9 protein-coding genes are annotated in these 18,214 nt (G+C 47.0%); all 9 read left to right on the top strand.

All coding sequences use genetic code 11. The annotated features are described in order from the left end of the window. The first annotated feature begins 23 nt into the window (after window positions 1-23). From B0O44_RS22915 to B0O44_RS22875, 9 genes are read left to right on the top strand one after another with little or no spacing between them, the layout of a single operon-like run. Window positions 24-3,173, top strand: coding sequence for a SusC/RagA family TonB-linked outer membrane protein (locus B0O44_RS22915; RefSeq protein ID WP_110834500.1), 3,150 nt, complete (start codon window positions 24-26; stop codon window positions 3,171-3,173). A 10-nt stretch (window positions 3,174-3,183) separates the two neighbouring features. Beyond that, window positions 3,184-4,791, top strand: a complete 1,608-nt coding sequence (locus tag B0O44_RS22910) for a RagB/SusD family nutrient uptake outer membrane protein (RefSeq protein WP_110834427.1) — start codon at window positions 3,184-3,186, stop codon at window positions 4,789-4,791. A 25-nt stretch (window positions 4,792-4,816) separates the two neighbouring features. After that, window positions 4,817-5,698 (top strand): DUF5017 domain-containing protein, encoded by an 882-nt coding sequence (locus tag B0O44_RS22905; RefSeq protein ID WP_110834426.1) that lies wholly within the window; start codon window positions 4,817-4,819, stop codon window positions 5,696-5,698. Window positions 5,699-5,711: 13 nt separating this feature from the next. Then, a complete protein-coding gene (locus B0O44_RS22900) occupies window positions 5,712-8,336 on the top strand; it encodes a glycerophosphoryl diester phosphodiesterase (RefSeq protein WP_245943781.1) in 2,625 nt (874 codons plus the stop codon). Between the two features lie 2 nt (window positions 8,337-8,338). Next, on the top strand, window positions 8,339-11,785 hold the full coding sequence (locus B0O44_RS22895; protein WP_110834425.1) for a hypothetical protein: 3,447 nt from the start codon (window positions 8,339-8,341) through the stop codon (window positions 11,783-11,785). A 5-nt stretch (window positions 11,786-11,790) separates the two neighbouring features. Next, entirely contained in the window at window positions 11,791-13,233 is a 1,443-nt protein-coding gene (locus B0O44_RS22890) for an SGNH/GDSL hydrolase family protein (RefSeq protein ID WP_146229893.1), read from the top strand. A gap of 16 nt (window positions 13,234-13,249) precedes the next feature. After that, on the top strand, window positions 13,250-14,149 hold the full coding sequence (locus B0O44_RS22885) for a DUF4886 domain-containing protein (RefSeq protein WP_110834423.1): 900 nt from the start codon (window positions 13,250-13,252) through the stop codon (window positions 14,147-14,149). A gap of 42 nt (window positions 14,150-14,191) precedes the next feature. After that, window positions 14,192-16,471 carry an FAD-dependent oxidoreductase gene (locus B0O44_RS22880; protein ID WP_110834422.1) on the top strand — a complete coding sequence of 760 codons (2,280 nt, stop codon included), beginning with the start codon at window positions 14,192-14,194 and terminating at the stop codon, window positions 16,469-16,471. Between the two features lie 26 nt (window positions 16,472-16,497). Further along, on the top strand, window positions 16,498-18,183 hold the full coding sequence (locus tag B0O44_RS22875) for a sodium:solute symporter family protein (protein ID WP_245943780.1): 1,686 nt from the start codon (window positions 16,498-16,500) through the stop codon (window positions 18,181-18,183). The last annotated feature ends 31 nt before the right edge of the window (window positions 18,184-18,214 follow it).

The following is an 18,214-nucleotide window of genomic DNA, read 5'->3' as shown; positions in this document are numbered from 1 at the left end:
CAACCACACTAACCAAATATGTAATGAAATTTTACTTTGTATTTATCTGCGCCGTACTGGGCTTTCTGGAGTTGCGGGCGGCCAAAAAAACAGAACCCGGTTCTTTTGCCGGACTGGCTTTAATTACCATTTCCGGAGCAGTAAACGATGAAAAAGGAAGTCCGATACCTGGGGTAACCATCCGGCTAAAAGGGAGCAGTATTGTCACACAAAGCGACGGCAATGGTAAATTTAAACTGACACTACCGGAGTTAAAAGGAGCACTTGTTTTTTCCTATACCGGTTACCTCAGTAAAGAAATTCCTTTAAGCAGTGCCCTGATCTATCATGTAAAACTGTTTCCTGATTTAAAAGCACTGGATGAGGTGGTGGTGATTGGTTACGGCACCTCTACCAAAAGGGACCTGACCGGGGCGGTGAGCCAGGTAAAAATGGAAGATTTGCAGAAGGCCCCTGTTGCTTCCTTTGAAGAAGCACTGGCCGGAAGGGTGGCGGGGGTCCAGGTTTCTTCTTCTGACGGACAGCCCGGAGCAGGTCTTCAAATTTCGATACGGGGAAACAACTCGGTTACCCAAAGCAATTCCCCGCTTTATGTGATTGATGGTTTTCCACTGGAGGACCCGGCTAATAATGTACTCAACCCGGCTGAAATCGAATCTATAGATATTTTAAAAGACGCTTCCGCTACAGCGATTTATGGGGCAAGAGGGGCCAACGGGGTCATTATTGTGACCACGAAAAAAGGAAAAATAGGCACACCAACTATTGCCTACAGCAACTATTTCGGCTTCCAGAAAAACCTGAAAAAACAGGAAATGCTCAGTGCCTATGAATTTGTAAAGTACCAGCTGGAGTTTAACCCCTCGGTGTATACCCCGATTTACCTGAAAGATGGAAAAGACCTGGAGTCTTACCGAGGCGTGCAGGGCATAGACTGGCAGGACCGTATTTTCAGAACAGCCCCTATGCAAAACCACTTTCTGTCGGTGAGTGGCGGAACAGATAAAACCAGGTACTCGGTTTCCGGTTCCCTGCTCAACCAGGACGGGATTATTTTAAACAGTGGTTTTAAACGTTATCAGGGCAGAATTGTACTGGACCAGAGCATTAGCCCAAATCTTAAAGTAGGGGTAAACACCAATTATTCCTATACTAAAACTTATGGGACCATTGCTGCCGAAAGGAACAGTAGTCCCACAGCCAGTTTAATGTACAGTGTATGGGGCTACCGGCCCATTACCGGCGATCCTTTAAAAGACGACCAGATCCTGAACCAACCTTTTGATCCGGATGTAAATCCTTCGGCCGAATACAGGATCAACCCGGTGATCTCCACACAAAATGAATACAATCCTTCTTTTGTAAATGCACTGATGGCCAATGCCTATGCAGAATATAAATTCCTGAAAAATTTTACTTTCCGGACTTCCGGTGGATTGACCAAAAGAAGTACCCGCAAGGAAATTTTTAACAATTCAAACACCAGGTCGGGCAATCCTTTGTCGAGTGGGAATGGAATCAATGGCTCGATTACCAATTTTGACCTCACAGACCTGCTGAACGAGAATACGCTGACTTTTAAAAAGACCCTGAACAAGGTACACAACATTAATGCGCTGGCAGGATTCACTTTGCAAAAGACCAGCAGTTTTGTGTACGGTTTTTCGGCCACCCAGGTTCCAAACGAATCCCTGGGGATCAGTGGGCTGGATGAAGGTATCCCAAACCGTTTAACCTCTATCCGTTCGGAGGCTGCCCTGATGTCTTTTTTGACAAGGCTGAATTACAGTTATAAATCCAGGTACCTTTTTACAGCTTCCTTAAGGGCAGATGGTTCTTCTAAATTTGCAAAGGGAAACCAATGGGCCTATTTTCCATCGGGCTCTTTTGCCTGGCTGCTGGGCGAGGAAGCTTTTGTAAAAAAATTGCCTTATGTTTCCAGTGCCAAACTGCGCACCAGTTATGGCTTAACCGGTAACAACCGGGTAAGCGATTATGCGAGTATGTCCACCTTGCAGATCATCTCTACTTCGGGTTACAATTTTAACAATTCACCTTTTGGCGGAAGCATCCCGAACCTTTTGGGAAACAGGAACCTGAAATGGGAAAGCACGGCCCAGGCGGATATAGGCCTGGACATCGGCCTGTTTAAAGAACGGGTTTCTTTAACGGTGGATTATTACGACAAAAAAACCTATGATTTGTTGCTGAATTCCTCTCTGGCGCCTTCTCAGGGCTATTTGACCGGAATCAGAAATGTGGGTAAGGTAGGAAATAAAGGCTGGGAGTTTACCATCAATACGGTAAACATTCAAAATAAAAACTTTAGCTGGAACACCAATTTTAACATCTCTTTCAATAGAAATAAAGTGATCAGGCTGGCAGAGCAGGACCCCTCAATTTTGTCCAGGATCACCTGGGGAAATTTCAATAATGCCTACCCTTATATCGCCTTGCCTGGTCATCCGATTGCCCAGTTTTATGGTTATGTATGGGACGGGGTATACCAGTATGCCGACTTTAACCAGCTGGCTAACGGGACCTATGTATTAAAAGACAACATCCCCAACAATGGCCAGTCCAGGGCAACCATACAACCCGGATTTATCAAGTACAAAGACATTAACGGTGATGGTGTGGTCAATAGTTTTGATCAGACCATTATCGGGGACCCTAACCCCATCCATACCGGAGGCCTTTCCAATAACTTCAGTTACAAAGGTTTTGACCTGAATGTTTTTTTTCAATGGTCTTATGGCAATGATGTCCTGAATGCCAACCGGATAGAATTTGAAGGTGGTGAAAACCGGAGTGCTTTGAACATGTTTGCTTCTTATGCCAACAGATGGACTCCTGAAAACCAGACCAATGAATTGTACAAGGTTTATGGCCAGGGGCCTCTGGTGTATTCCTCCAGGACGATAGAAGATGGTTCTTACCTCCGCTTGAAAACTGTGGCCCTGGGTTATTCTTTCAACGCAGCACTGCTGAAAAGGATAAAAGTCAAAGGTTTAAGGATATATGCTTCTGCTCAAAACCTCTATACCTGGACCAAATATACCGGACTGGACCCCGATGTTTCCACCTGGCCATCTGCGCTTACCCCTGGCTTTGACTGGTCGGCCTACCCGAAAGCCAGAACGCTCACTTTTGGACTTAACCTTACTTTATAATTCATAAGATATGAAACGTTTTATTTATTTAATGTGTATTGTTTTCCTTTTTCCAATGGTTTCCTGCAAGAAATTTCTGGATACTTCTCCATTGGATTTTAAAAGCCCGGAAAATTATTTCAGTACCGAAAGTGAGCTGAATACGGCCCTGGTTGGGGTGTATAATCGCCTGGAAGATGAAAGAATGTACCGCAGGGGCCTGTTTACGTATCTGGCCATCAGTGATGAATTCTTTTACAGGAATGTCTCGACCAGTTCTTTGTTTGTATTGGATTTTGATGCGGCACAGGTAGATATCGGGCGGTTCTGGGAGGCCTGTTACCAGGGAATTGACCGTGCAAATGCCATCCTGGAAAACATACAGAAACCGGTAATGGATGAACAAAAAAGAGGGGTGATCAAAGGGGAAACCTTATTCTTAAGGGCTTATTTCTATTTCCTGCTGGTGGACAATTATGGTGGGGTACCCTTGAAACTGACCTCTACAAAGAATCCGACAGACAAACCTTTGAAAAGGGCAACGGTCAAAGAAGTCTATGACCAAATCCTGCAGGACATGAGCGCGGCTTATGCGCTGGTACAGGACCTTAAAAAAGATCCGGCCGATCAAAGCGATCAGGGATTGATATACAGCGAAAGGGTCACCAAGTCGGCGATTGCCGGAATCCTGGCAAAAGTTTGCCTGACCATGGCGGGTGAGCCTTTGAAAGACCAGTCAAAAAATGCAGAAGCTTTAAAATGGTCTGATCTGGTGATCGGTTCCGGACGACATATGCTCAATCCGGATTATAAGCAGATTTTTATCAATGCGGCCAAAGATGTTTACGATACTAAAGAGTGTATCTGGGAGATTGGCTTTTACGGGAACAATACGGGGAGTTTTCAACAGGGCGGTACCCTGGGCATTACCAATGGCATTGCCAGTACCGATGTTAACGATCCTGGCTATGCGACCGGAACCATCAATGCCACGGCAAGGATGTACAATTTATATGATGCCACCGATGTGCGCCGTGACTGGTGCATTGCCCCTTTTAAATATGTGACCACCAATAACAAAACCACCACTGTAGCATGGACGACCGCCCAGCTCTACGACAGGAACATCGGCAAATGGCGCAGGCAATATGAAACGGTTGTGCCTAAGGCCATCGATTTTAACTCGGTTAATTTTCCGGCCCTTCGGTATGCTGATGTATTGCTCATGTATGCAGAGGCTGCCAATGAAGTGAATGGCGGACCAACACCCACTGCGGAGCTGTACCTGAACCAGGTAAAAAGAAGGGGACACAATAAACCTGTGGGGACTCCAGATCCGGCCATTGATGTGGCCCGTGGTTTGAGCAAAGGCAAATTTCTGGAAGAACTGCAAAACGAAAGGGCCAGGGAGTTTGCTTTTGAAGGGATGCGGCAGCACGATTTAAAACGCTGGGGCCTGTATGTGTCCAAAATGAACAGTCTGGCCGTGGAGATCAACGCAAATGCCCCTTCTACCTGGAAGTACGCAGCCTCGGCCGGTAAAAATACCACAGATAGAAATCTTCTTTTTCCAATTCCCAACTCCGAACTGGTGCTGAACCCCAACATAGGGGTCAACAATCAAAATCCGGGCTGGTAATCATTTATCATTTAGATCCTAACACATGAGATACTTTATTTTTTTTACTGCCGGTTTGCTCCTTTTGCTTTCTTCCTGCTCAAAGGATAAAGTGGAGGCACCTGTATTTGACGTCTCTACAGATGCCCTCCACTATAAAGCCGGATCAGCCATTACCTTCAGGTTTTCAGGAAATCCGGATAACCTGACTTTTTACTCCGGTGAGGATGGGAAAAAATATGAATACCGGAACCGTACCAGTCAGCCAGGCAAGTTGCAGGTCCAGTTTACCTCGCTGGTACAGTGGGGGATCAGAAATAACCTTTCTTTATTTGCCACCACCCAGCTTGTCGGGAAGATCGATTCGGCTACTGTAAAGGGTGTGCAATGGACAGACATCAGCAACAGGGCCATTTTTTCAACGGGCGCCGACAATACCCCATCAGGGGCCATTGACCTGTCCGATTTTTCGGATTCCGGTAAACCGGTTTCAGTAGCTTTCAGGTATACAGATGTAAAAAGCACCACCGCCCAGCAGAACCGCTGGGTCATCCGGACCTTTAACGCAAATGCTGTCCGTGAAGGCGCCTCCACACCTTTGGCGGTCATGGCCGATGCAGGCTGGACAGCCATTAGCTTTAAAAACCCGCAGTCGGTCTGGACCATTACTGCTGCACAACTGTTGATGTACGGAGGGGCTATTGGCGCCGAAGATAATGAAGACTGGGTGATCTCTAAACCGCTTGATCCGAACTTCATCAAATCGGATGTGGGCTATGTATTGAAAAACATCAGCTCACCAATAGCCGATTTTACCTATACCTATACCAAACCGGGCATCTACAAGGTGAGTTTTCTGGCTTCCAACCGTTTGGGCCAAACGGCTAAAGAAAATCTTAAAGAAATGACACTAACCATTGAGCCATAGTCATACGATCAACATGTTTAAAAACAGATACAAGTCCTTTATCCAAAAAAAAACTCTGCAGATTTTGCTGCTGCCTGGTCTTTTTATGGTGCTGCTGGTACACAGTGGCTGGCAAAAAGACGGGCCTGCCGTATTGAAATCAGCGGGATTAAATTTACAATGGGAACGCGGTGCAAAAGGATGGCATTTGGCAAAGATCGGGGTTAAGTCTAAAACGCAATGGACAAATATGCCTGCCCCTGATGGCCTTTATACGGTATTGTATTCCGCCGGGGCGCCAGATACCACGCAGGCGGTGTTTTATCAAAATGGTAAAAAGATTCATTTTCCTGAACCGGTTTACCGTTATCCCACTACGCAGTGGAAAGAAGTCACCAAGCCTGTGCAGATGAATACGGCAGGCGAAGCCTGGAATTTCTACCCCAGCGATATGGTTTATGAAAAAGAGGGTTTGACTTTCCGGGAAGAAGGCGAAAGGGCTGATCTAAAATCCTTTTGGAAAATAGATCCGCAATATGCGGGTGATGTGCTGGTTAAAATAGTGCTCAAGGCCAAAAAAGAGGGCTATTTTTCGATCGCCAGTCCGACGGTCTCTGCCATTCCTGAGGCAGGACTGGCCTGGGGGCTCCTTCCCGGATATTTCCAGGGCGCAGCCCTGGAAAAGGATTTTATCAAAGCCTATGCTTACGGACAAGGGATTCCGGACAAACCTGTTTTGGTGAGGGAAAGGGCCGCAAGTACACTTTCTCCTTTGATCAGCTTAAAAAACGGGATCACGATGGCGGTCATTCCCGAACCGGGCACCGGACGGGACCCCTGGGCAAAAGATAGGAATACGCACAAAGACTGGCTGCTGGGCCTTTCCCTGATGAACTGGGGCGCACAGCTTTCCCCAACCCTTTATCACCCTGTTTTAGGAGAAAAGGGCTCTTTTCTGAAAGCAGGTGATTCCATCAGTTTCTCTTTCCGGTATACCATAAGGACCGAAGGCTGGTATGAGGTGTTTAAGCATGCGGTTAATGATGTTTACCGGTTTAAAGATTTTTTAACCCTGAAAACTACGCAGCAATCGCTCACCGAGCGGGTACTGGCGATGCACAAATACGTTACCGATAGCGCGAGCTCCATGTGGCGTACCGAAAGTTATGAAGGGCTGACCATAGGGGCCCAGGCTTACCTTGGAGGGGTATTGGGGGCAGATAAAGATGCGATGAAAAATTCTGATTATGGGGCCATGTGGATGCTTTCGGCACTGATGAACGATTCTGTGCTGCTGAAACAGCGACTGCCCTTTGCCCGTAACTTTAAACTGCTCCAGCAGCAACAGGAGCCTGGCTTTTTTCAGGGGGCGGCAGTTGGACAGTATTTTTTATCAAAGAAAAAGAAATTTACAGAGGAGTGGGGGCCCTATGTAGAACCGATCGGTTTAACCTATTATACCATGATGGATATTGGCAACATCCTGTTGTTTGAACCTACAGATGCCCAGCTCCGGACCAGGTTAAGACAAGGTGCCGAGCGTTTGCTGCAGTGGCAGCAGCCGGGAGGAGGATGGGCTGTGGCCTATGACCGGGCATCAGAAAGGCAGCCGTTTACTGAACTGGAAGATTTGCGCCCGACCTTTTACGGGTTGCTGGTCGCTTACCGGATTCTTGGAGAACAGAAATACCTCGATGCGGCCTGTAAAGGCGCAGATTGGTACATCAAAAATGCGGTAGAAAAAGGACATTTTCTGGGTGTTTGTGGTGACAGCAGGTTTGTCCCTGATTTTGCAACGGCCCAGAGTGCCCAGGCATTGATGGATCTTTATGCGCTCAGTAAGAAAGAAAAGTATTTGCAGGCAGCCATACAAACGGCCCGTTTTTACACCACTTCTGTTTACACACATCCCATTCCAAACAGAGAGATCAAAACCGTTAAAGGCAGGCGATGGGAAGACTGGCAGATCAGCCAGGTGGGATTAAGTTTTGAGCATGGCGGAAATATAGGTTCTGCAAATGCACTGGGACCAATTTTATTGGCCAGTCATGCTGGTTTATTTGTCCGGATTTTCCAGCTGACCAAAGATTCCATGTATCTGGATATGGCACGTGCTGCGGTGTTGGGAAGGGATGCTTTTGTAGATCCAAAAACAAATGTGGCCTCTTATTACTGGCAGGCGATGAATGCAGGCCCGGGTTCTTTTCCACACCATGCCTGGTGGCAGATTGGCTGGATTACCGATTACCTGCTGGCAGAAGCTGAAATGCGTTCGCAGGGTGCGATCCGTTTCCCAAGGGGGTTTATTACGCCCAAAGTAGGGCCCCATGAAAGTTATGGTTTTGCTCCGGGGAAGGTGTATGGAGTTCCGGCATCGCTGCTGCTCAGCGATGGGATGCTGAAGACAGATAGCCCTGATCTGGATTATGTGGAAGCCATTAACCCGGACCGCAAAAAATGTTTTCTGATCCTGATGAGCAGTAGCGATAAAGTGTTGAAAACCAGGGTTTATTTTGACCCGGAAAAAATCCCTGGTTCCGGGCTAAAGGAGATAAAAAGCGCTGCCTGGATGAAATCAGGTGAACAGCTGTCTGTTAGGGGCCCCTGGGCCGTTGAAATAGAACCCTATGGTTTAAAAGTTATTGAAATAAACTATTAAAGATGAAAAGATTAAAGACCATCCGCCGCTTGTTTCTGCTTTGCATCATGCTGTTCTTTGGCATTTTTACTTCAAAAAAAGTCCTAGCGCAAACCGGACAAAACTATTTCGTCCAGGCTGAAGATTTTCAGTTTCCCGGAGACTGGACCATCAGTAAGGAAACCGGCACAAATGTTTTGGGAAAAGGGGCCTTACTGGGCTCTTCTTCCAAAGATCCCAGGTCCGATGCTTTTACGGTGATCAAAATTACCACCCAGGGTGCCTACACCACCTGGACCAGGTCCAGGGATTATGCACAAAACAGTCCGGGAACCAGAAGGTATCGTTTGAGCTGTAATGATCAGGACATGGCTGCTGAATCCGGGATGCACCTTCAGGAGGGGTACCGCTGGGAAAAAGTAGGGGTGGCCAATCTGAAAGCCGGGGAAAACCTGCTGAGGTTAAAGAATACCAAACTGAATTTTGCCCGTTGCGACGCTATATTTTTTACGACAGATACCTCCTTTGATCCAAATGTGGGAAATGTCAATCTTCAGCCTTTTTACATCGCTCCGCTGCAGGTTAAAGAAAATCATGCCACTGTGAATACGCCTGCACCATCGGTTATGGGCACAAACGAAACGGTAATAGGCACATTGTCCAATGGTCAGATCCGGTTAAATTTTAAACAGGCCAGTGTTGGCACGGGTCAGGGCCGGATTGCTGCAGTGACTGAGGTTTTTCAGGATGGTCAGTGGACCGGCGTAGGTCAGCCTGTAGAAGAGCACCGGATTTTTCTGGTTAAGTCCAAAAGCCCAAAAATCAAATTCACGGATTATTATGCTTCCTGGAAAGATTCGGTGAGCGTAAGCACTTTCACGGTGAACGGGAATACCTACCAAACCTTTGATCAGATTGGTTTCAGAAACCCTTTTCTTTCCGGAAAACTCTTGTTGTGCAGGCCTTCTTCGGTCACCCAGACTTCCCCGGAGGAGCTTGCGGTCATTTACACCGCTGCCGACGGAACCCAGCTGAGCGGAACCTGGAAGCTTAAAACCGGTACCAGCCATTTTGAACTGACTTTAAAATATTCAGCAACAGAAGATGGTTTTTACAGTTTTGGAACTTCTTCTTTCCAGGGCGCAGTGGAAGCCAGCGTGAAAAATGTACAGCTTCCCCCTATGTTTAATTACAAACGGATTACGGAATTTCCCGAACTGGTGCCGGGCACAATGACCCCGCAGCCGCTGGCCATTGTAGAGCTCGCTAAAAATAATAAAGCGCTGAGTATGTTTGTGACCGGCTCTTTGACTGGTTTTCCTTTAGACTGGGCACAGGATACCACTTCCCGTATTGGCTTTTTGTTAAAAGGGGAGCTCAATACGGTTCAGCCTGTCGCATTTGCACCTCTTCTGGGCCTTAGCGATTCTAAACTTTTAAACGGACAAATGTTACAGCGGACATTTAACATTGGTGCTGTTCCAGGCAATTGGAATGCGGCGTTGGAGTATATTTCCAATACCATTTACCAGGTGAAAGATTACCGCCGGCAGGATTCTGCCTCTCTGACCAATGCGGCATTTAACATCATTGACCTGATTAAAAATGAGAGTGCTTCGGGCTGGGACAGCGGCCTGAAAGGCTTTTATGATATAGAAGCCGAACCGAAAATTTCACCAACCGTTGCACAGGCTGCCCCGCTGGCCACGATCTCTGCAGCGGTGCTGAGCCGGGATGAAGACTTATACATTACACGTGCGCTGCCCACTATTGAATATACTTTGTCCCGTAGTGCATTCCGCTGGGCAAGGGCCATGGGTGAACCTTTTAACCTGACCCCGGCCTCTATGGAGTTGAACCCTTATAAAAACAATCAATTCAATACCGCTTATTTCGAATCTTTACATCAGCTGCTGGGCGCCAAAAATCCCTGGCTGACCTCAGTGGCCATGCCGGCAGGCTTGCCCAGAAAATCTGCAGGATATTCTGTGAATATTCCCGACTGGACACAGGAACTGGCCTCCTTCAAACTGACCAAAGATTCACTCTGGCTCAGCAAAGCCGTTTTGCACGCAAAAGATTTTCTCCAAAAAGAAGTCTACGGGGCAAAAACCAATTTATTAACCGCGCAGTCTTTCTATAATACGTCTTTTTATCCCTACTGGTGGGACCTGATGGATTTGTACGAGCTGAGTAAAGATCAGGCTTTTCTGGATGCGGCGGAATATTCATCTTTTTTTACCATAGCAGGCATCCGCTCTTACCCCGCCATTGAAAATCAGCTGCAGTTGATCCATCCGGGGAACCGTTATGAGGGCAATACCAATTTGTGGTGGAAAGGGATGGTCAAATTTCGTCTTGGTTTTCCGCGGCAGCCAGGGGATGTCCAGGAAAAAAGTGTTCCCCAGTCTCTGCTCTCGCCTGTGGGTCTAGGGCTGGAGCAGCCGGTTACTTTTTTCCTGCCCAATAAAAATGTACGCCATATTTTTATGTCTACCTGGTCGCCGCACCTGCTTCGGGTAGCCAGCTATCGCAACCGCAGTATCCTGGAAACCTATGCGCGGAATTCCCTTATCGGGCGTTTCTCCAATTATCCGGGTTATTACGCGACTGGTTTTACAGACCTGACCTATGGCGCCGCTTATCCATATAAAGGACCGGACATCAATTCCATTTATTACCACCATATCGCACCGCATTTGGCTTTCACCCTCGATTTTCTGTTTACAGAAGCCATGCAGAGGTCAGCCGGTCAGATCAGTTTTCCATGGGGAAAGCAGGAAGGTTTTGTTTGGTTCAACAACAGGATTTTTGGCGGAGGGAAGGGAACTGTTTTTGGAGATAGCCTGGTCAGGCCATGGCTGGCAAAGGGGCTGGTTAAAATAGATACCCCACAGGTAAATTACATCAGTGGAATTTCCAAAGACCGTTTTTGGCTTGTTCTGCTCAACGAATCCAATACCGGAAAGAATTTTAGCATGACCCTGGATACCTTAAAAGCCGGCATTGCCAGTGCCGGGATCAAATTGTACAAAGGCGCCCTGCCGGAGCCTGGTGTGCTGAGTCTTACCGCGGGAAAACTAAATGTAAACCTTGCCGCAAAAGGTTTATATGCCTATTCTTTTCCTTTGGTCCATCCGGATACCAGTGTGGAGCTTCCTGCGGTTAAAAACGGCTTGCAGGCGACCGATCTGGGTGCAGCATGGGGTACATTGTATACTTTCCGCATCCGTTCCCCTTTTGGCTGGGATTCCATTTACGCTTATCTGAGTGCCTATCCTTTAACAGGAGCCAGTGCCGAGCTGACGTTAAATGGCAATACCAGCGCGGGTAAACGTACGGCTTATCCTTTTGAATGGACGCTGTTGCATGTAGATCCGCTGGCTCCGGTCAATCTTATATTCGATTTGAAAAATGCTGCCGGGGAAAGCAGTCAGGTGCTGGTGAAATTTGACGGACCGACAAACTGATGCAAATGAAACTAAAACTGATCTTATTTTCCATAAGTCTGCTGGCTGTATGGTGGTGCTTTCCGGGTTGCAGCTCCAGGAAAAATAACGCTGAAGCGGGGCAGGACAGAGAAAGAGAACGTCTGATCGCGGCCAGCCAGGCGGGGGCTATGCCTCTGTTTTTTAACCCCTCGGGGCCTGAAGTGCCTCTTGTTGGTCCCGGAGATTTTAACAGCCCTAAAGAGCTGTTGCCAAGGGACGGGCTTCCCAATTTTTTTAACAAGGCGCAAAAAAGCAAAGAACTGGTGGTGGCTTATATTGGGGGCAGTATTACCAGGGGCGATAACCTGTACAGAACGCAATCGGCCAAATTTATCCAGCGCATGTACCCCGGTCTTCGGATAAAATTTATCAATGCGGGTATATCCGGAACCGGAACCGATTTGGGGGCATGCCGCATTCAGCAGCAATTGCTGCATTATAAACCAGACCTGATTTTTATTGAATTTGCCGTAAACAACGCATTTCCTGAAGGAATGGAAGGGATGATCCGGCAGATCTGGAAGTCAGACCCCTATACAGATATCTGCCTGCTTTATACGATTTACAGCGGACAGTCCGGCATCTATGCTTCCGGAGAAATCCCCTCAAATATCGCCGGACTGGAAAAGATTGCCGGGCGGTACCAAATTCCTTCTATCCACATGGGCCTGGAAGCCAGTTTACTTGAAAAAGAAGGAAAACTCCTTTGGAAGGCTGCAGCAGGTACGAAGACCGGTCAGCTTATTTTTTCGAATGATGGCACGCATCCCCTGGAAGCCGGAGGGAACCTGTATGCCGCAGCAATAGCCAGGTCGGTCCTTGAAATGAAAAACAGGGGGGAGGTATTCAAACATAAACTTCCGGCACCTTTAAGTGCCGACAACTGGGAAGATGCCAAAATGTTTGCCCCTGAGGATATTGCCGGTTTCAGTAGTGCTTGGGTAAAGATCAATCCTTTAACCTATCCTGACTTTAAACAATTTTCGGGCTGGTTTCCCTATGTCATGAAAGCTGAAAAACCAGGGGAATCTTTTTCTTTTAAATTCAAGGGAAAGATGATTGGTTTTTTTGACATCGGCGGACCTGAATCGGGCCAACTGGTACTGGAAGTTGACGGAAAGAAAACCAGCATTCGCCGCCAGAGCGGAACCTTGGTTTTAAAAGCCGAGGAAAGTACCGGTCGGGGGGAACTGATCAACAGGTTCAACTTTTTTTGCAACAACAGGTACCGTGGTCAGGCAGAGTTCTTTGAATTGACACCTGGAATCCATACGGTAACCTTTAGACTTTCCGGAGAAAAGGCAGATAAAAAGCAGATCCTGGGGGAAAAGCAATTAACAGACATTACCGGTAATCCGGCTAAATACAACCAAACAGTGGTCTACATCGGTAAGGTGCTGATCAGAGGAGAAATGATAAAACCATAATTATAAATACAAAAAAATGAAGCGTACAAAAAAGATCTTTTTAGTTGTCCTATTGCTGGTCAGTCAGTTTTGTTTTGGACAGGATCAGGACAAGGCCATCCGTTTATTGGTGATTGGTAACAGTTTTTCGGGGAATGCGACCGCCTATTTGCCAAACCTGGCCAAAGAAAGGCATAAACAGCTGGTTATTGGCAAGGCCGAAGTTGGGGGCTGCTCTTTACAACAACATTGGGAATACGCAGAGGCTGCAGAGGCCAACCCCGATGATCCAAAAGGAAAACCTTATAATGGGAAATCACTGCGCATGCTTTTATTGGAAGGGCCCTGGGATGTGGTGACCATACAGCAGTATTCTTATTTGTCGGCAGACCTGGACAGCTACAGTCCCTATGCGGAAAAGCTTTACAATTACATTAAAGCTTTACAGCCAAAGACAAGGATTATTTTACACCAGAACTGGGCTTACCGCAGTGATGCAAAAAAGTTTGGCCGGGTTGCGGCTAAGCAGCTGGCCAAAAACCAGACAGAAATGTGGCAGAAATCAAGGGCAGCCTATCATGCGGTGGCTAAACAATTGAACCTGGACATTATTCCTGTGGGAGATGCTTTTAACCGGGTAGCTTCCGGGACCGAATATGTATATAAAAAGGATCCGGCTTTTGATGATGAAAATGCAGTTTACCCCAATCTTCCTGATCAGGTCAATTCCCTGAATATGGGCTATTACTGGAAGGATAAAAAATTGGTATTTGATCCCAACCATGCCAATGAGGCGGGCAGGTACCTGGGCTCCTTAGTATGGTATGCCTTTTTATTTAAAGAGTCACCGGAAAAAATACAATATGTACCCGACAATGTCCCTGCAGGTTTTGCGGCTTACCTCAGACAAACAGCCGCAAAAACAGTTCAGTTTTAAAATAATTTAATAAAAAATATCGGGGCAGCCCAAACATTTACTATGATCAGATCAGAAGGAACAGGAGCGCGTCAATTGGTGTCTCAAAAACTAAGTACAGAATTTTTAATCGTTGGAGGAGGATTATCTGGGGTATGTACCGCCATTACTGCTGCCCGCAAAGGGCTGAAAGTCATTCTTGTTCAGGACAGGCCGGTTTTGGGGGGCAATTCATCCAGTGAGGTCCGGCTTTGGATCCTTGGTGCGACTTCCCATATGGGAAACAACAACCGCTGGGGCAGGGAAGGTGGTGTCGTGGATGAAATACTGGTAGAGAATACGTATCGCAATAAGGAAGGTAATCCTTTGGTTTTTGACACCATATTGCTGGATAAAGTTGTTTCGGAGCCCGGCATTACCTTGTTGTTAAATACGGCGGTTTATCAGGTGCTTAAGTCCAGCCCGGACACCATATCGGGCGTAAAGGCTTTTTGCAGTCAGAATTCCACAGAATACCTCATTTCGGCCCCTTTATTTTGCGATGCTTCCGGGGATGGTATTGTTGGCTTTTTAGCTGGTGCAGCCTTCAGAATGGGGGCCGAGAGCAAAGAAGAATTCGGAGAAAAATTTGCGCCTACAGCCGAATATGGAGAGCTGCTGGGACATAGTTTATATTTCTACAGCAAGGATACCGGTAAACCTGTACAATTTATTCCACCGGATTTTGCATTAAAAGACATTGCCACAGAAATTCCGCGTTTCAGAAGCTTTAATGCCAAAGAATATGGCTGTAAATTGTGGTGGCTGGAATATGGGGGAAGACTGGATACCGTACATGATACCGAAAAAATCAAGTGGGAACTTTGGAAGGTCGTGTATGGTGCCTGGAACTACATTAAAAATTCGGGCCGTTTTCCTGAAGCAGAAACCATGACCCTGGAATGGGTAGGCAGCATTCCAGGAAAAAGGGAAAGCCGCAGGTTTGAGGGTGATTATATACTGCGGCAGCAGGATATTGTCGAGCAAAAAACACATACAGATGCGGTTGCTTATGGTGGATGGTCTATAGACCTGCACCCGGCCGATGGGGTGTTCAGTGAAAAACCCGGCTGCAACCAGTGGCACAGTAAAGGTGTTTACCAGATTCCTTACCGCTGCCTGTACAGTAAAAATATAAAGAACCTGTTTCTGGCAGGCCGCATCATCAGTGCCAGCCATGTGGCCTTTGCCTCGACCAGGGTAATGGCTACAGCGGCACATGTGGGGCAGGCGGTAGGTATGGCTGCCTACGTGGCCACAGTGCATAAACTATACCCGGCGGGCCTTCTTGAGCAGAAATTAATGACCGCTTTGCAAAGGGAATTGCTCAAAAGCGGGCAGCATATTCCGGGTTTTGTGCTGGAGGATGATCTGGACCTGGTTGCTTTGGCGAGCGTATCGGCCTCCAGTGAATATGTTCTGGAAGAATTGTCTTCCGATTTGCTCAAGCCGCTGGAGGTTTCTATGGGCCAGATGCTTCCTCTTAACAAAGGCCGGGTGCCCGCTTTGGCTTTTCATGTGGTAGGTGAGGTGTATACCGAGCTGGAAATTGAACTTCAGGTGTGCAGCAGGACAGGAAGTTATACCCCCGACCTTTTGCTGGAAAAGCAGGTCCTGCAGGTACAGCCCGGAAAAAATTGTCTGCAGCTGGCTTTTGCAGCAGAAATGGAACATGCAGCTTATGCCTTTGTGCTGTTAAGAAAAAATCCAAAAGTAAAGATCTATTGTTCCCAGCAAAGGGTTACTGGCGTTCTTTCTGTGTTTAACCTGGTGAACAAAGCGGTTTCCAATTACGGAAGGCAAACTTCGCCTGAGGATATCGGTGTGGATGAATTTGAATTCTGGTGCCCACAAAGGAGACCTGAAGGGCACAACCTGGCTTTCAGGCTGGATTCAGGGTTGCATCAATTTGGGGCAGAACAGGTTAAAAGTGGTGTTTACAGGCCTACTACCGGGCCAAACGCCTGGGTGGCGGCATTAGGAGATAAATATCCTCAGTTAAAGCTGGAATGGGAGCAGGAGCAGAAAATTGCTCATATTGATTTATTTTTTGATACGGATTATGACCATCCTATGGAATCTGTGCTGATGGGACACCCCGAACAGGTGATGCCTTTTTGTGTGCGGAATTATAAGATCCTCGACGATCAGGGCAGGGTGGTTTTTGCTAAAACGGAAAACCATCAGAGCAGGAACAGCATACGACTGGAAAAGGCCATAAGAACCAAAAAACTGACGCTCATTTTGGAGCAGCCTTCGGCAAATGTACCGGCTGCATTATTTTCAGTAAGATGTTATTCCTAATTTCAATTTATAATTAACAAAGAACAATGGTACAGTTGGATTTTATAGTGATGATCGTTTTCGCCCTGCTCATTTTTGCCATCGGCTTAACGTTTACCAGAATGAGCAGTAAAAATGGTAATGCCTTTTTTGAGGCCGGAGGAGAAACGCCCTGGTGGATCAACGGGCTTTCTTTGTTTGTCAGTTATTTTTCTGCAGGGACTTTTGTGGTTTGGGGTTCTATTGCCTACAGCAGTGGTTTGGTGGCCAATGCCATACAGCTGACCATGGCCATCAGCGGTCTGATTGTAACGCTTTTTATTGCGGCGAAATGGAAAAGAACAGGTGTCGCTACGGCAGCAGAATATATTGGCAAACGCTTTGGTTCTAAAGAAAAGCAATTTTATACCTATATGACACTGCTGCTGAGCCTTTTTACGACTGCAGCGGTCTTGTACCCCGTTGGGAAAATGGTTTATGTGGCTACCCCCTTCACCTTAAACCAGTGTATTATTGGCATTGGGCTGATCATTGTGCTGTATACTGCTGCAGGCGGTTTATGGGCGGTACTGGTTACCGACGTGGTACAGTTTGTCGTACTTTCTGCTGCCGTACTGATTGTAATTCCCATTGCTTTTGGTCACATTGGCGGGGTATCACATTTGATTAAAGAGGCACCAAAGGACTTTTTTAAGCCCTTTAACCAGGACTATACTTTTGGTTTTATGCTGGCATTTATTGTTTACCAGACTTTTTATATTGGGGGGAACTGGTCTTATGTGCAAAGGTATACGAGCGTTTCAAATGAGAAAAATGCCCGTAAGGTCTCTGGTCTGTTTACTGTGCTGTATCTGGTGAGTCCGGTCATCTGGATGCTTCCGCCTATGATTTACCGCATTATAAACCCCAATCTGCAGGGGCTGGAATCAGAGGGCGCCTATATGATGCTGATCCAAAAAGTAATGCCGGCCGGTCTGATCGGCCTGGTCCTGGCGGGTATGATCTCTGCGACCTCCAGTAAGGCCAATACGACCATTAATATGGCTGCGACCGTATTTGCACAGGACATTTATAAAAAACTGATCCGCCCGGGGGCAACAGAGAAAGAAGTGATCCTGATGGCCAGGTTTTTTACCCTGTTGTTTGGGATTGGGACCATACTGGTGGCCATTTGGATTCCCAGTGCAGGCGGAATTGTGGAAGTGGTGTTAAGTACGGCTTCAATTGCGGGTGGTGCCCTGTTTGCGCCCATCATCTGGACTTTATTTTCAAAAAGACAAACCGGCTTATCGGTGGTGACCGCTACAGTGACCGCTTTGGTGATTAATCTTTTTCTGAAGGTCCTGAGCCCTGTTTTATGGGATTTAAAATTAAACAGAACCCTAGAAACCATTTTGGGGATGGGTATCCCATTGGCCATGCTTTTGGCATTTGAGCTGTACTACCTTATTCATCATAAAGTTTCCCCAGAAGTACTGGAAATGGAAAAAATGAAGGCAGGGGAAACTAAAAAGCTTGATCCGGCCCTGCACCTGGCTGCGGCCGAACAGAACCGGTTTGGGGTACGGGTCATTGGTGTTTCACTGAGCGCTTTAGGGATTGGAATAAGCGCTCTTGGCTATGTTTCTTCCAGCCACCGGGCAACGGTTATGGGTGTAGGGGGGCTGATTTTTCTGGTTGCTCTATTGATCCTTAATGCTTCGAGGCCCCAAAAGAAAGCCCTTAGTTTATAATCCGTTTTTGCAATCAAGAGCAGGGTCGTAG

The organism is Pedobacter nutrimenti (genome assembly GCF_003208655.1).
GTDB lineage: Bacteria > Bacteroidota > Bacteroidia > Sphingobacteriales > Sphingobacteriaceae > Pedobacter > Pedobacter nutrimenti.
The sequence above is the reverse complement of the archived record's forward strand: the minus strand, read 5'-3'. Positions and strand labels throughout refer to the sequence as shown.

Bases quoted from the DNA above. Each gene is read 5' to 3' on its own strand.
- B0O44_RS22915 (WP_110834500.1), top strand. From the start codon at position 24: ATGAAATTTTACTTTGTATTTATCTGCGCCGTACTGGGCTTTCTGGAG.
- B0O44_RS22910 (WP_110834427.1), top strand. From the start codon at position 3,184: ATGAAACGTTTTATTTATTTAATGTGTATTGTTTTCCTTTTTCCAATG.
- B0O44_RS22905 (WP_110834426.1), top strand. From the start codon at position 4,817: ATGAGATACTTTATTTTTTTTACTGCCGGTTTGCTCCTTTTGCTTTCT.
- B0O44_RS22900 (WP_245943781.1), top strand. From the start codon at position 5,712: ATGTTTAAAAACAGATACAAGTCCTTTATCCAAAAAAAAACTCTGCAG.
- B0O44_RS22895 (WP_110834425.1), top strand. From the start codon at position 8,339: ATGAAAAGATTAAAGACCATCCGCCGCTTGTTTCTGCTTTGCATCATG.
- B0O44_RS22890 (WP_146229893.1), top strand. From the start codon at position 11,791: ATGAAACTAAAACTGATCTTATTTTCCATAAGTCTGCTGGCTGTATGG.
- B0O44_RS22885 (WP_110834423.1), top strand. From the start codon at position 13,250: ATGAAGCGTACAAAAAAGATCTTTTTAGTTGTCCTATTGCTGGTCAGT.
- B0O44_RS22880 (WP_110834422.1), top strand. From the start codon at position 14,192: ATGATCAGATCAGAAGGAACAGGAGCGCGTCAATTGGTGTCTCAAAAA.
- B0O44_RS22875 (WP_245943780.1), top strand. From the start codon at position 16,498: ATGGTACAGTTGGATTTTATAGTGATGATCGTTTTCGCCCTGCTCATT.